This is a genomic window from [Mannheimia] succiniciproducens MBEL55E, assembly GCF_000007745.1.
Lineage (GTDB): Bacteria > Pseudomonadota > Gammaproteobacteria > Enterobacterales > Pasteurellaceae > Basfia > Basfia succiniciproducens.
The window spans coordinates 435,142-447,929 of the sequence record NC_006300.1 but is presented as its reverse complement, the minus strand read 5'-3'; the positions used below and the strand labels follow the sequence as shown (position 1 = coordinate 447,929).

Annotated in this window: 16 protein-coding genes and 1 other RNA gene; 8 read left to right on the top strand and 9 right to left on the bottom strand. The window is 42.9% G+C overall.

Features of this window, described 5'->3' with window-relative positions:
• The first annotated feature begins 370 nt into the window (after window positions 1-370).
• The 5 genes from rpmH (at window position 371) to mnmE (ending at window position 4,203) form a co-directional block, all read left to right on the top strand.
• Window positions 371-505 carry a 50S ribosomal protein L34 gene (gene rpmH, locus MS_RS02250; RefSeq protein ID WP_005539760.1) on the top strand — a complete coding sequence of 45 codons (135 nt, stop codon included), beginning with the start codon at window positions 371-373 and terminating at the stop codon, window positions 503-505.
• Window positions 506-520: 15 nt separating this feature from the next.
• Window positions 521-889 (top strand): ribonuclease P protein component, encoded by a 369-nt coding sequence (gene rnpA / locus MS_RS02245; RefSeq protein WP_011199664.1) that lies wholly within the window; start codon window positions 521-523, stop codon window positions 887-889.
• Window positions 844-1,104 (top strand): membrane protein insertion efficiency factor YidD, encoded by a 261-nt coding sequence (gene yidD / locus MS_RS10930; protein WP_083754305.1) that lies wholly within the window; start codon window positions 844-846, stop codon window positions 1,102-1,104. Before rnpA ends, yidD begins: the two co-directional genes overlap by 46 nt.
• A complete protein-coding gene (gene yidC, locus MS_RS02240; RefSeq protein ID WP_011199662.1) occupies window positions 1,104-2,726 on the top strand; it encodes a membrane protein insertase YidC in 1,623 nt (540 codons plus the stop codon). Before yidD ends, yidC begins: the two co-directional genes overlap by 1 nt.
• Before the next feature lie 115 nt (window positions 2,727-2,841).
• Window positions 2,842-4,203: a tRNA uridine-5-carboxymethylaminomethyl(34) synthesis GTPase MnmE gene (gene mnmE, locus MS_RS02235; protein ID WP_041640136.1), complete on the top strand. Its 1,362-nt coding sequence runs from the start codon at window positions 2,842-2,844 to the stop codon at window positions 4,201-4,203.
• A gap of 33 nt (window positions 4,204-4,236) precedes the next feature.
• Here mnmE and pepP read toward each other — a convergent pair whose 3' ends face one another.
• Entirely contained in the window at window positions 4,237-5,565 is a 1,329-nt protein-coding gene (gene pepP / locus MS_RS02230) for a Xaa-Pro aminopeptidase (RefSeq protein ID WP_011199660.1), read from the bottom strand.
• A 9-nt stretch (window positions 5,566-5,574) separates the two neighbouring features.
• On the bottom strand, window positions 5,575-6,120 hold the full coding sequence (locus MS_RS02225; protein WP_041640135.1) for a YecA family protein: 546 nt from the start codon (window positions 6,118-6,120) through the stop codon (window positions 5,575-5,577).
• Window positions 6,121-6,248: 128 nt separating this feature from the next.
• On the opposite strand from MS_RS02225, the gene MS_RS02220 reads away from it, so the two are divergent.
• From MS_RS02220 to MS_RS02215, 3 genes are all read left to right on the top strand, one after another.
• Window positions 6,249-6,572 (top strand): cell division protein ZapA, encoded by a 324-nt coding sequence (locus MS_RS02220; protein ID WP_041639538.1) that lies wholly within the window; start codon window positions 6,249-6,251, stop codon window positions 6,570-6,572.
• 74 nt (window positions 6,573-6,646) lie between these two features.
• A non-coding RNA gene (ssrS, locus tag MS_RS10925) (6S RNA) lies at window positions 6,647-6,846 on the top strand.
• A 15-nt stretch (window positions 6,847-6,861) separates the two neighbouring features.
• A complete protein-coding gene (locus MS_RS02215; protein ID WP_041639537.1) occupies window positions 6,862-7,431 on the top strand; it encodes a 5-formyltetrahydrofolate cyclo-ligase in 570 nt (189 codons plus the stop codon).
• A 42-nt stretch (window positions 7,432-7,473) separates the two neighbouring features.
• Here MS_RS02215 and rlmB read toward each other — a convergent pair whose 3' ends face one another.
• From rlmB to MS_RS02180, 7 genes are all read right to left on the bottom strand, one after another.
• Window positions 7,474-8,211, bottom strand: a complete 738-nt coding sequence (rlmB, locus tag MS_RS02210; RefSeq protein ID WP_011199655.1) for a 23S rRNA (guanosine(2251)-2'-O)-methyltransferase RlmB — start codon at window positions 8,209-8,211, stop codon at window positions 7,474-7,476.
• The gene (gene rnr, locus MS_RS02205) at window positions 8,211-10,604 is read right to left on the bottom strand and encodes a ribonuclease R (protein ID WP_011199654.1); all 2,394 of its coding nucleotides are present in this window, start codon (window positions 10,602-10,604) and stop codon (window positions 8,211-8,213) included. Before rnr ends, rlmB begins: the two co-directional genes overlap by 1 nt.
• Before the next feature lie 169 nt (window positions 10,605-10,773).
• Window positions 10,774-11,223: a 50S ribosomal protein L9 gene (rplI, locus tag MS_RS02200; RefSeq protein WP_011199653.1), complete on the bottom strand. Its 450-nt coding sequence runs from the start codon at window positions 11,221-11,223 to the stop codon at window positions 10,774-10,776.
• A gap of 20 nt (window positions 11,224-11,243) precedes the next feature.
• Window positions 11,244-11,471 (bottom strand): 30S ribosomal protein S18, encoded by a 228-nt coding sequence (gene rpsR / locus MS_RS02195; protein WP_005759927.1) that lies wholly within the window; start codon window positions 11,469-11,471, stop codon window positions 11,244-11,246.
• 17 nt (window positions 11,472-11,488) lie between these two features.
• On the bottom strand, window positions 11,489-11,812 hold the full coding sequence (priB, locus tag MS_RS02190; RefSeq protein ID WP_041639535.1) for a primosomal replication protein N: 324 nt from the start codon (window positions 11,810-11,812) through the stop codon (window positions 11,489-11,491).
• On the bottom strand, window positions 11,799-12,176 hold the full coding sequence (gene rpsF, locus MS_RS02185) for a 30S ribosomal protein S6 (protein ID WP_011199651.1): 378 nt from the start codon (window positions 12,174-12,176) through the stop codon (window positions 11,799-11,801). The genes priB and rpsF overlap by 14 nt, the downstream gene beginning before the upstream one ends.
• A 134-nt stretch (window positions 12,177-12,310) precedes the next feature.
• On the bottom strand, window positions 12,311-12,721 hold the full coding sequence (locus MS_RS02180; protein ID WP_011199650.1) for a Cd(II)/Pb(II)-responsive transcriptional regulator: 411 nt from the start codon (window positions 12,719-12,721) through the stop codon (window positions 12,311-12,313).
• Window positions 12,722-12,788 lie beyond the last annotated feature (67 nt).

Sequence of the window (12,788 nt, the reverse complement as noted above, 5' to 3'; positions counted from 1 at the left end):
TCGTTAATTGTTAATTGAAAAATAAAATCGCCATAAAGCGAACATTATAAACTCGTTCATTCTACAATAAAGTTGATGAAAGATCCTTAAAAAAGGCTCAAAAAAATTGAAAAAGATATCTGTTTTATACTTGAGATTTTACTAAAAAAACGTATAATCCCTACCGCTTTTATGCTTTTTCGATAAGGTGAAATTTGTTTTTTTCAAGATTATGGCTAATTTCACCTATATCTCATTTGACGAACGCCGAATTTACGATTAAAATTCCGTTCCTTATTTTTGAATAACCTTGTTTTCAATTAATTCCGTTTGATGGTGAATACCTGATAACTGTTGAATTCTAAACAATTTAATTAGGTAGATTAGAATTATGAAACGTACATTTCAACCTTCTGTATTAAAACGTAGCCGTACTCACGGTTTCCGTGCTCGTATGGCAACTAAAAACGGCCGTCAGGTTTTAGCTCGTCGTCGTGCTAAAGGTCGTAAAAGTTTATCCGCTTAATTCCTGCACATTCGTGTGATTAAGCTGAACTTTTCCAGGGAGTTGCGTTTGTTAACTCCCGCCCAATTCAAATACGTCTTTGAACAGCCGCTACGAGCCAGTACGCCTGAAATAACAATTCTTGCCCGTCGAAACGATCTTCAATATCCCCGTTTAGGTCTTACCGTTGCTAAAAAACATTTGAAACGAGCTCATGAACGCAATCGTGTCAAACGTTTGTGCCGTGAAAGTTTTCGTCTTTTACAACACGAATTACCTAATTATGATTTTGTTATCGTTGCCAAACACGGCATCGGCAAGCTTGATAATCCAACATTTACCGCAATTCTGAGCAAATTATGGCAACGTCACATTCGCTTGGCGAAAAAATCCTTGTCAAATTGATTCGTTTCTATCAATTGGCGATTAGCCCAATGATCGGCCCCCGTTGTCGCTTTACGCCGACCTGCTCTTGTTACGGTATTGAAGCGATAAAAACACACGGCGCGTTAAAAGGTAGTTGGCTTACGCTCAAACGTATATTAAAATGTCACCCTTTAAGTAAGGGTGGATACGATCCTGTTCCACCGAAAATTAATAACAACGTAGAGAAAAAATAATGGATTCCAGACGTAGCTTATTGGTACTAGCACTACTCTTTATTTCTTTTCTTGTTTATGAGCAATGGCAAATGGATTACAACACGCCAAAACCTGTTGCAACTGAACAAGCGCAAGCTGTTTCCTCAAATGCTGAAATGCCGGCAAGTACATCATCAACGGAAGGAACTGTCGATAATGTCGCGCAAGGCAAAATCATCAGCATTCAAAATGATGTATTTACCTTAAAAGTGGATACATTAGGCGGTGATGTGGTTGAATCCAGCTTAACCAATTACGCGGCCGAATTAAATTCCGATGCGCGTTTCATTCTGTTACAAAACAAACCGAATGAAGTGTATGTCGCACAAAGCGGTTTGATTGGCAAAAACGGAATTGATACGAAAGCCGGTCGGGCGGCTTATCAGGTTGAAGCCGAACAATTCACTCTGGCTGACGGTCAAAATGAATTACGCGTGCCTTTAACTCTTGAAAAAGACGGTGTTATTTATCGTAAAGTATTCGTGATCAAAGCGGGTTCTTACGATATTGAAGTCAATTATGAAATTCAAAACCAAACTAATGAAGCAATTGAAGTTCAACCTTACGGTCAATTAAAACATACTTTAGTTCAAAGCTCCGGTAGTATGGCAATGCCGACTTATACCGGCGGCGCTTATTCTTCAGCGGATACCAACTATAAAAAATACAGTTTCGATGAGATGAAAGATAAAAACTTATCCATTGATACTAAAGCGGGTTGGGTTGCGGTATTACAACATTATTTCGTCTCCGCCTGGATCCCGAACCAAGATGCGGATAATCAGCTATATACCAGCACGGCAAACGGTTTAGGCTTTATCGGCTATCGTGGCCCTGTAGTCAATGTACCTGCCGGCGGCAGCGAAACTATCAAAAGTGCGCTTTGGACCGGTCCTAAACTACAAAATGAAATGGGAGCTGTAGCGAACCACCTAGATTTAACCGTTGATTACGGTTGGGCTTGGTTTATTGCTAAACCGTTATTCTGGCTATTAAACGTGATTCAAAGCATTGTAAGCAACTGGGGTCTGGCTATTATCGGCGTAACCATTGTGGTAAAAGGTATTCTTTATCCGCTAACCAAAGCTCAATATACTTCTATGGCGAAAATGCGCATGCTGCAACCTAAATTGCAGGAAATGCGTGAACGTTTCGGTGATGACCGTCAACGTATGAGCCAAGAAATGATGAAACTTTACAAAGAAGAAAAGGTAAATCCGTTGGGCGGTTGCTTGCCGTTATTAATTCAAATGCCGATTTTCATCGCATTATACTGGACATTTATGGAAGCGGTGGAATTACGCCATGCACCTTTCTTCGGCTGGATTCAAGACTTATCGGCGCAAGATCCTTACTACATTTTGCCAATCTTAATGGGCGCCTCAATGTTCTTATTGCAAAAAATGTCACCGACTCCGGTTGCTGACCCGATGCAACAAAAGATCATGAACTTTATGCCGTTGATTTTCATGGTATTCTTCCTGTGGTTCCCTGCCGGTCTGGTATTATACTGGTTAGTTTCGAACATTATCACTATTGTTCAACAACAGTTGATTTACCGCGGATTAGAGAAAAAAGGTTTACATTCCCGTAAAAAATAATTCTCAATGAAAAAGAAAAGGCATCGGTTTGATGCCTTTTTTGTTATAATTTCTCGACAAATTCTAACCGCACTTTTATCCCCAAAAGTGCGGTACATTTTAGGAAAATTTTATGATGACAAAAGAAACCATTGTTGCCCAAGCCACCCCTATCGGTCGCGGAGGTGTCGGCATTTTGCGCGTATCAGGCCCTTTGGCGACGGAAGTGGCTAAAGCCGTAGTAGACAAAGAATTAAAGCCTCGTATGGCAAATTACCTGCCTTTTAAAGATGAAGACGGTACGATATTAGATCAGGGGATCGCTTTATATTTTAAATCACCGAATTCCTTTACCGGCGAAGATGTGGTGGAGTTTCAAGGGCATGGCGGTCAGGTGGTGCTTGATCTTCTGTTAAAACGCATTTTACAGGTAAAAGGCGTTCGTTTGGCGCGCCCGGGTGAATTTTCCGAACAGGCTTTTTTAAATGATAAATTAGATTTGGCGCAAGCGGAAGCTATCGCGGATTTAATCAACGCTTCATCGGAACAGGCCGCCCGTTCCGCATTAAAATCTCTGCAAGGTGAATTTTCCAAAAAAATAAACCAGTTGGTGGATTCCGTCATTTATTTACGCACCTATGTGGAAGCCGCAATAGACTTTCCCGATGAAGAAATTGATTTTCTTGCGGACGGTAAAATTGAAGGCCATTTGAATGACCTTATCGGTCAATTGGATAAAGTACGTTCCGAGGCTAAACAGGGCTCCATTTTACGCGAAGGGATGAAAGTGGTTATCGCAGGGCGCCCGAATGCGGGTAAATCCAGTCTGCTCAACGCCTTAGCCGGGCGAGAAGCGGCAATTGTGACCGATATTGCCGGCACAACCCGCGATGTACTGCGGGAACATATTCATATTGACGGTATGCCGTTACATATTATTGATACCGCAGGTTTGCGGGATGCCACCGATGAAGTGGAACGTATCGGTATAACGCGCGCCTGGAACGAAATCGAACAAGCGGATCGCGTTATTTTAATGCTGGACAGCACGGATCCCGACAGCAAGGATTTAGATCAGGCAAAAGCGGAATTTTTATCCAAATTACCGGGCAATATTCCGGTCACTATCGTACGTAATAAATCGGATTTAAGCGGTGAAAAAGAAAGTATTGAAGAACAGGAAGGTTTTACGGTAATTCGTTTGTCCGCACAAACCCAGCAAGGCGTTTCTCTATTGCGCGAACATTTAAAACAGTCTATGGGTTATCAAACCGGTACCGAAGGCGGATTCCTTGCCCGTCGCCGCCATTTGGAAGCGCTGGAACATGCCGCAGAGCATTTGCAAATCGGTCGCGTTCAACTGACGCAGTTCCATGCCGGCGAATTATTGGCTGAAGAATTACGTATCGTGCAAGATTACTTAGGCGAAATTACCGGGAAATTTACTTCCGACGATTTGCTCGGCAATATTTTCAGTTCATTCTGTATCGGCAAATAGTACAAAAAAAGTGCGGTAAAAATACCGCACTTTTTATCGTTCAGTCGCCATTAAGGCTTCAATATCCCCTATTTCTTTCGGCGCCGCAGCGGTTAATACTTTATTACCGTATTCCGTAATCAGAATATTATCTTCAATACGCACGCCAATGCCTTTATACTGCTCCGGCACATCGGATTTCGGCGAAATATAAAGCCCCGGCTCAACGGTTAATACCATACCGATTTCCAGCGGGCGATCCCGCACTTTGCTATTGCGATCACCGTTTTGTCCTTCCTTACTGTAACTGCCCACATCATGGACGTCCAACCCAAGCCAATGCCCCAAGCCGTGCATATAAAATTCACGGTGAGCGTTGTTTGCAATAAGCTCGTCAATATCTCCCCGCATAATGCCGAGGTCTAATAATCCCTTCACCTTAATGCGCACCACTTCATCATTCGCCCGTTGAATGGAATTACCGGCAACAAGCAACTCAATCGCCCGTTTTTGCGCGTTCAATACAATTTGATAAATTTCCCGTTGCGCTTGAGTAAATTTGCCGTTAACGGGAAATGTTCGGGTGATATCGCCCGCATACATAGCAAACTCACAACCGGCGTCAATTAGCACCAAATCTCCGTCTTTAAGGGGTTGATCGTTTTCCGTGTAATGCAGAATACAGGCGTTTTCTCCACCGGCGACAATCGTTGTGTAAGCGGGATATCTCGCCCCAAAACGATTGAACTCGTGTAAAATTTCACTTTCGATTTCATATTCAAACCGATTAGGGCGAGTCTGACGCATGGCTTTCATATGCCCTAAGGCCGTAATTTGCCCTGCTTGCTGCATAAGGCGCACTTCATTAGCGGATTTAAACAAACGCATTTCATCCAACATTGGAGCCCAGTTAATATAATCCGGCGGTGAAATAAAAGTTTCGGCTAATAATTGATCCGCCCAAGGCTGCAACCCTTGATAATGATAAAGTGCGGTCGAATTTTGGCAAATTTTACCAAATATTCTCGCGAAATCATCAATAGAAAAGGCTTGATCTAAATGTAATTTTTCAGCCGCCCGCTCAACCCCCAAACGACGGCCGTTCCAGATTTCCATAAGCGGATTCGAAGGGCGCACGAATATTGTGGTTTCAACAAGCTTACCTTTTTTTTGAATTACCAGAGCAGAATTCGGTTCATTGAATCCGGTGAGATACCAAAAGTAACTATCTTGACGAAACGGATAAGTACAATCGTTATTACGACGTTTTTCAACTTCGGAAAAAACTATAAACACCGAATTATCCGTCAGTTGCGCCGCCAGTTTTTGGCGGCGTAATACAAACTCATCCGCCGGCAATTCCGCCATATAAGCTAAATCCATGCTATCTTCCTAATGTAAAACAGGTTTTTCTTGTGCTTGCGGACGATGGAAATGGGTATAGAATAATGAAGCAATGGTGCGCACATATTCTATAATTTCTTCCAAAGCGTCGCTCAGATCTTCTTCGTTATCTTCTTCGTCATACCCAAGCTGGCAAATGTCATGTAAATCGTCAAGCGCCTCGCCGATTTCATCGGTTTCTTTATCCAGTTTGGGCTGTGCCAACCCTAAACCGAGCAAAAAATTATTTGTCCATTCCGACAACGCATCCGCCCGCGCAAAAACCTCATTATCTTCCGGCAGCCATAATTCAAAAGAAAAATTATCCATATCCGCAAGTTTTTGCCCGATATCCTGATAAATTTCTTTGATTTCATTTAATAAAGCGATGGGATACGCATGGTTATCGTTGGTAAATTGATAAAGTAACGGTTGCCAGCTGTCGTCATTAATGCCACCGCAAATTAAACCGCTTAATAACCCGTGCAATTCGGAAGCGGTTGCGCCGATATCGGCACTTTTAAGTTGTTGATTTAAACTTGAATAAGAAATCATATTTAGTTCACTGTTATTGTCTTGAATAAGATAACGCCATTCTATCATTCTTTTGTTGATTATCTATGACGAAAATTTTTCTATATGGCATAATAGCTAAAAATTTCTGCATAACAGGTAGCCATAATATGTCCTCTAAAACTATTGAGTTAAATTTTTTAGGTCAAGTATTACGTTTGAATTGTCCGGAAGAACAACATGATTCATTGCGTGAAGCCGCTAAACTATTGGATTCCCGTGTCACCGAAATGAAAGATCGCACCGGTATTTTACAGGTGGAAAAAGCCCTTGCAATTGTAGCCTTAAATTTGAGTTTTGAATTATTACAGGAACAACACAAAACCCATAAAACGGAAAATGTACTACAAAATCAAATCGAGCAACTAACGCGTTCGCTAGAAAGCATTTCGGCTTCTACACCGACTCAACAAGCGTCTTATTCGATTGATTAAAACTCAACTAATCAGCATAATTTGGCTAAATAAATGCTGGTCAATAATTACAATTTAAGTTAGTATAATTACAAGATTTCCTGAGGTGTTCGTCAGCGGGTTACGTCCCTGAGCCGATACTTACATACTCTAGAATTGGTTCTCTATAGTTGGTGAGCATGCTTGCCCTGACCTTCGAGGTCCTGATGCAAGAAGCCTAAAAACAGTTACGACCGATTCCCTTGAACCGTCGGGTTCAAGGACCGACCACCCACAACGGCATCTCGGGGTCTTCCAATCATTTATTGTTATGCAAACCGTTTCTCAGCTTCGCCAACAAATTCGAACTCAAATTCGACAAACTCGCCAAAAACTAACCGCACTTGAGCAATCCCGAGCGGAACAGCTCATTACCGAAAAAGCGTTAGCTTTCATCGAAAAACAACAGGCGCAACATATTGCTTTATATCTTTCTTTTGATGGCGAAATCAGTACAAAACTGCTTATAGAAAGTCTGTGGCAGCAAGGCAAAAATCTTTATTTACCGGTTCTGCACCCTTTCTGCCAAGGGCATTTATTATTTCTGCGCTATGAAACCGCAAGTCCGATGGAAAAAAATGCTTTCGGTATTTTGCAGCCTAAATTAGACGTGCGTAATGTACTGCCGTTAAATCAGCTGGATATTATTTTTACTCCGTTAGTGGCTTTTGATAAATCAGCAAATCGTTTAGGTATGGGCGGCGGCTTTTATGATCGCACATTGCAAAATTGGCAAAATAAATCCTTTTTGCCCGTCGGTCTTGCCCATCAATGCCAACAGGTAGAAAAATTACCGGTAGAAAGCTGGGATATTCCTCTTTACGATATTTTAAGCGCATAAAAAATGCGGTAAAAATTACCGCACTTTCAGTTACATCCAGATCTAACTTAAACGCTGTCTTACAATTTCGAACAAACATACGCCGGTAGCAACGGAAACGTTCAGTGAAGAAACGGAACCCGCCATCGGAATGCTGATGAGTTGGTCGCAATGTTCTCGGGTTAAACGGCGCATACCGTCGCCTTCCGCCCCCATAACTAACGCCAACGGACCGATAAGCTTCGTTTGATAAAGGGTTTCCGTCGCTTCGCCTGCGGTACCCACCACCCAGATATTATGACTTTGCTGTAAATCCCGTAATGTGCGGGCAAGATTGGTGACGCGGATTAACGGCACGACTTCCGCCGCACCGCAAGCAACTTTACGGGCAATTGAAGTAAGCTGTGCGGATTTATCTTTTGGCACGATAACGGCGCATACTCCCGCCGCATCCGCCGTACGTAAACAAGCACCGAGATTATGCGGATCCGTTACGCCGTCCAGCACTAATAAAAGCGGGTCTTTGTTGTTTGATAAAATCCGCTCAAGATCGTTTTCATTAAGCTCTTTGGCAGGCTGCACCCGGGCAATAATACCCTGATGTACTTCACCGTTAGCTTTATTATCTAAAGTCTGACGATTCAAAAACTGCACGGAAATGCCCAACTGATGCAATTCTTTAAGCAAAGGCTGTAAGCGCTTGTCTTCGCGCCCTTTTAACACATAAACTTCGATTAAACGTTCCGGCGCGGTTGCTAAAAACGAATTTACCGCATGAATTCCATAAATATTTTCAGACATTAATAAGTTCTCTTTTTGTTTGCTTTTTTATTCACTGAATTTTTCGATTTTTTGACCGCACTTTTCTTTTTCCCCTTGCTTGTTGCGGCCGCTTTTTTACGCTGTTTGGCAAAGCTTTCGGCATAACGCATAGTTTTCTTAGCATTATCTTTTGCCGTTTTTCCCTCGCGACGAGGTTTTCGCTCGCTGGAAACAAGCGCAAAGTCAATTTGTCGTTGCTCCAGACTGACCGCCTCAACTCTAACTTTAACAATATCGCCGATACGGTAAACCGCGCCGCTGTTCTCGCCGATTAACCGCTGTCCTGCCGCATCAAAGCGATAATAGTCATTATCTAAAGTAGAAATATGCACCAAACCGTCTATAAATAAATCTTTTAAACGCACGAAAAAGCCGAAACCGGTCACGGAAGAAATAATACCTTCGAATTCATCGCCCACATGATCCTGCATATATTCGCACTTCAACCAATCCGCTACGTCACGGGTTGCATCGTCTGCGCGACGTTCCGTCATTGAGCAATGATCGCCCAATACGTCCATCTCATCTAAACTGTAATGATAACCGCCCGTATCCGTGGTCTTACGTTTTACCCCTTGCGCTTTCGCCAGCAAATATTTAATGCCTCGGTGCAAAGTCAAATCCGGATAACGACGAATCGGCGAGGTGAAATGAGCATATTCCTCTAAGGCTAAACCGAAGTGCCCGATATTATCCGCATTATACACCGCCTGACTTAAAGAACGCAGTAACATCGTTTGGATAAGCTCAGCATCAGGACGTTCTTTTACCTGTTCCAGCAATTTGGCATAATCTTTCGTGCTCGGTTTCATGCCGCCTTCAAGGCTTAGCCCGCATTCGGCAAGAAAACTTCTGAAGGAAATTAACTTTTCTTCACTTGGCCCCGCATGAATACGATAAAGCGCAGGTTCCTGATGACGTTCCATAAAGTTAGCCGCCGCGATATTCGCCATAATCATGCATTCTTCAATGATTTTATGGGCATCATTACGCACAACCTGCTCAATACTTTCAATACGCCCCATTTCATTAAAAATAAATTTGCTTTCAATGGTTTCAAAATCAATGGCGCCTCGTTGATGGCGGGCTTCCAGCAACTTATTGTACATATTATGCAATTCCTGCAAATGGGGAACCAGCTCCTGATAGCGTTCGATCAATTCTTCATCACCCTCTAAAATACGGGCGACCTTGGTGTAGGTCAAACGAGCGTGAGAGTTCATCACCGCTTCATAGAACTGATAATCTTTCATCACGCCTTTATCCGAGAGCTTAATCTCGCAGACCATACACAGGCGATCCACCTGAGGATTCAACGAACAAAGCCCGTTCGATAAAATTTCCGGCAACATCGGCACTACCCGATTAGGAAAATACACCGAATTACCGCGATTACGCGCTTCCGTATCAAGAGCGGAACGTAAACGCACATAATAACTTACATCGGCGATAGCAACCCACAGATGCCAACCGTCCTGCTCTCTGCGGCAATGCACCGCATCATCAAAGTCACGGGCGTCTTCGCCGTCAATAGTGACCAAAGGAAGGCTGCGTAAATCGACACGACCGCTTTTGGCCTCCTCCGGCACTTCTTCAGTGAATTTTTTAATTTGTTTTTCCACTTCCGGCGGGAAAGTATGCGGAATATCATGATTACGCAGGGCGATTTCCACTTCCATACCTTTTGCCATATTATCCCCGAGGATTTCCGTAATGATTCCCACCGGTTGACTAAAGGAAGCGGTCCGGGGTTTGAGTTCCACCACCACAACCTGCCCCATTCTGGCTCCTAAGCGATTTTCATTCGGAATGAGAATATCCCGATTAATCCGGCTGTCATCAGGCACCACATAACCAATGCCTTCCTCCAGGAAAAAGCGCCCGACTATTTGTTTTTTACGCCCTTCCAACACCCGCACAATCCGGACTTCGCGGCGACCTTTGCGATCCAATCCTTCCCGCTGCGCCAATACATAATCACCATGCATTACCCGTTTCATTTGCGTATTAGGAATAAATAAATCCTCTTTTACACCTTCCACCTGCAGGAAACCGTAACCGTCCCGATGTCCGATAACCGTACCTCTAAGCAAATCCAGTTTTTCCGGCAGAACATAACAATTACGCTTAGTGAACACTAATTGTCCGTCATTTTCCATGGCGCGTAGCCGACGGCGTACCCCTTCCACCCGTTCATCATCTTGAATTGCAAAGACTTTCAGAATTTCTTCACGGGACATCGGCGTATTATGTTCGCGGATAACTTGTAAGATAAAATCCCGGCTTGGCACAGGATTGCCGTATTTTTCCAATTCCTGCTGATAATTGGGATCCAAAAGTGCGGTCGTTTTTTTCGTAGTTTTACGAGCCATAGTTAGCTCCTTATTTTAATTAATTTTTATAAGTTTGACATTGTGGCGGGAGGAAAGCAAGGAGAGAAAATTTTGTTCTGAACCTCAGAAAGGAATGCGGGAATTATATCTGTCTTTACTCAACAAAAAACCCGGCTTGATTGCCGGGTTTTCAACAATTTTTCGCTAATTATTCAGCAACAACGATTACGTTTAATGCTGTGAATACTTCGCCGTGAAGTTGGAATTTAACTTCATGATCGCCTAATGTACGAATCGGGCCTGTTGATAAACGAACTTCACTTTTCGCTACTTCAACGCCTGCCGCAGTAACTGCTTCAGCGATTTCGCGAGTTGTGATAGAACCGAATAAACGACCTTCGTCACCGGCTTTAGAAGAAATAGTTACCGCTTCTAATGCCGCGATTTGTGCTGCGCGAGCTTGAGCCGCTGCTAATTCAGCCGCAACTTTAGCTTCGATTTCAGCACGGCGTGCTTCAAAGTGTTCAATGTTAGCTTTAGTTGCCATAACCGCTTTACCTTGCGGAATTAAGAAGTTACGTGCAAAACCTGATTTAACATTAACTTGATCACCAACATTACCCAGGTGAACAATTTTATCTAAAAGAATTACTTGCATTACCGTTATCCTCTAATAAATTACTGATGGTTGTCAGTGTACGGAAGTAACGCTAAATAACGCGCACGTTTGATAGCGCGGGCTAATTGACGTTGATACTTCGCACGAGTACCGGTAATACGGCTTGGAACAATTTTGCCGCTCTCTGTGATGTAGTTCTTCAATGTAGCGATATCTTTATAATCGATTTCAACTACGTTTTCCGCTGTAAAACGGCAGAACTTGCGACGACGGAAATAACGTGCCATTTGGCTAGTCTCCTAATCTATAAATATTCGATATGCTCGGCATGTAAAACTAATTGGCTCAACCCTTTTGAAGTTTTATGCAGAGTTAAAAACCCCACCACCAATAAATGACTGCCGACCGTAATGCTTTGAGTTTTCTGCACTAATTGAGTTCCGCTAATATGAACGGGCATTTTGCACCATGCTTGACGCTTTAGCCCGGCTTCTATTTGTTCGGAACGATGTTCCAACCAAATCCGGCAATGTTCAATACCGTTGGGACTCTTAGTTCGTTTAGGCTGCTCGGTTACAAAACCTTCAAGCGATAAACGATTATTAATGCTTAAATTACTCTTCAGCATCCTCAAAATCGTTGTTTTCAACTTCAGCTGAAGCGCGACGTTCGTCTTTCGCTTTAACCATTGGGGACGCTTCTGTTACGGCGTGCTTAGTACGAATAATTACGTTACGAAGAACTGCATCGTTGTAACGGAATGTTGTTTCTAGCTCGTCGATTACTTCTTGAGGCGCTTCTACATTCATAAGCACATAATGTGCTTTGTGTAATTTGTTGATTGGGTATGCTAATTGACGGCGACCCCAATCTTCTAAGCGATGAATTTGACCGCCGGCTTCTTTTACAGAACCTGTATAACGTTCAATCATGCCTGGTACTTGTTCGCTTTGGTCCGGGTGAACCATAAACACGATTTCGTAGTGACGCATTACTGCTCCTTACGGGTTAATCAGCCTCCGACTGTTAGACCAGTCACCAATCTGCGGAAGCAAGGAACGAAAAATTAACTGTGACTGCGAGGCGTGGATTATACACCGCTCAAAAAATTAGCTCAAGTATAATCTCACTTTATTTTGCGAAAGCGAATATTGCCGCCGCTAAAAATATTTTGCATTAAATTTTCACCCGTCATTTCGCTGCATTTTTGCTTTAATTTAATCAGTTCCATACGCAAATGAGCCAGTTCATGCAGGCGTTTTGCCACATCACGGATATGTTTGTCCAGCAGCAGATTAATCTCCTCCGCCCGCTGCCCGGAACTGCGGTCTAAATTCAGTAACATTTTAATTTCATGCAGCGACATATCCAAACTTCGACAATAGCAAATAAAAGACAACTGCTGCAGATGATCATTCGTATAATATCTAAAATTATTGGCTGAACGTTGCGGTTTAGCCAACAAACCTTGATTTTCATAATAACGAATCGTCTCAATGGTACATCCCACCGCTTTCGCAAGCTGACCAATTCTCATTCTTATTCCTTGATTTTTCTATAAAAAAGCCTTGACCCTGAAGTTACTTCATAGTTTATCATAATTC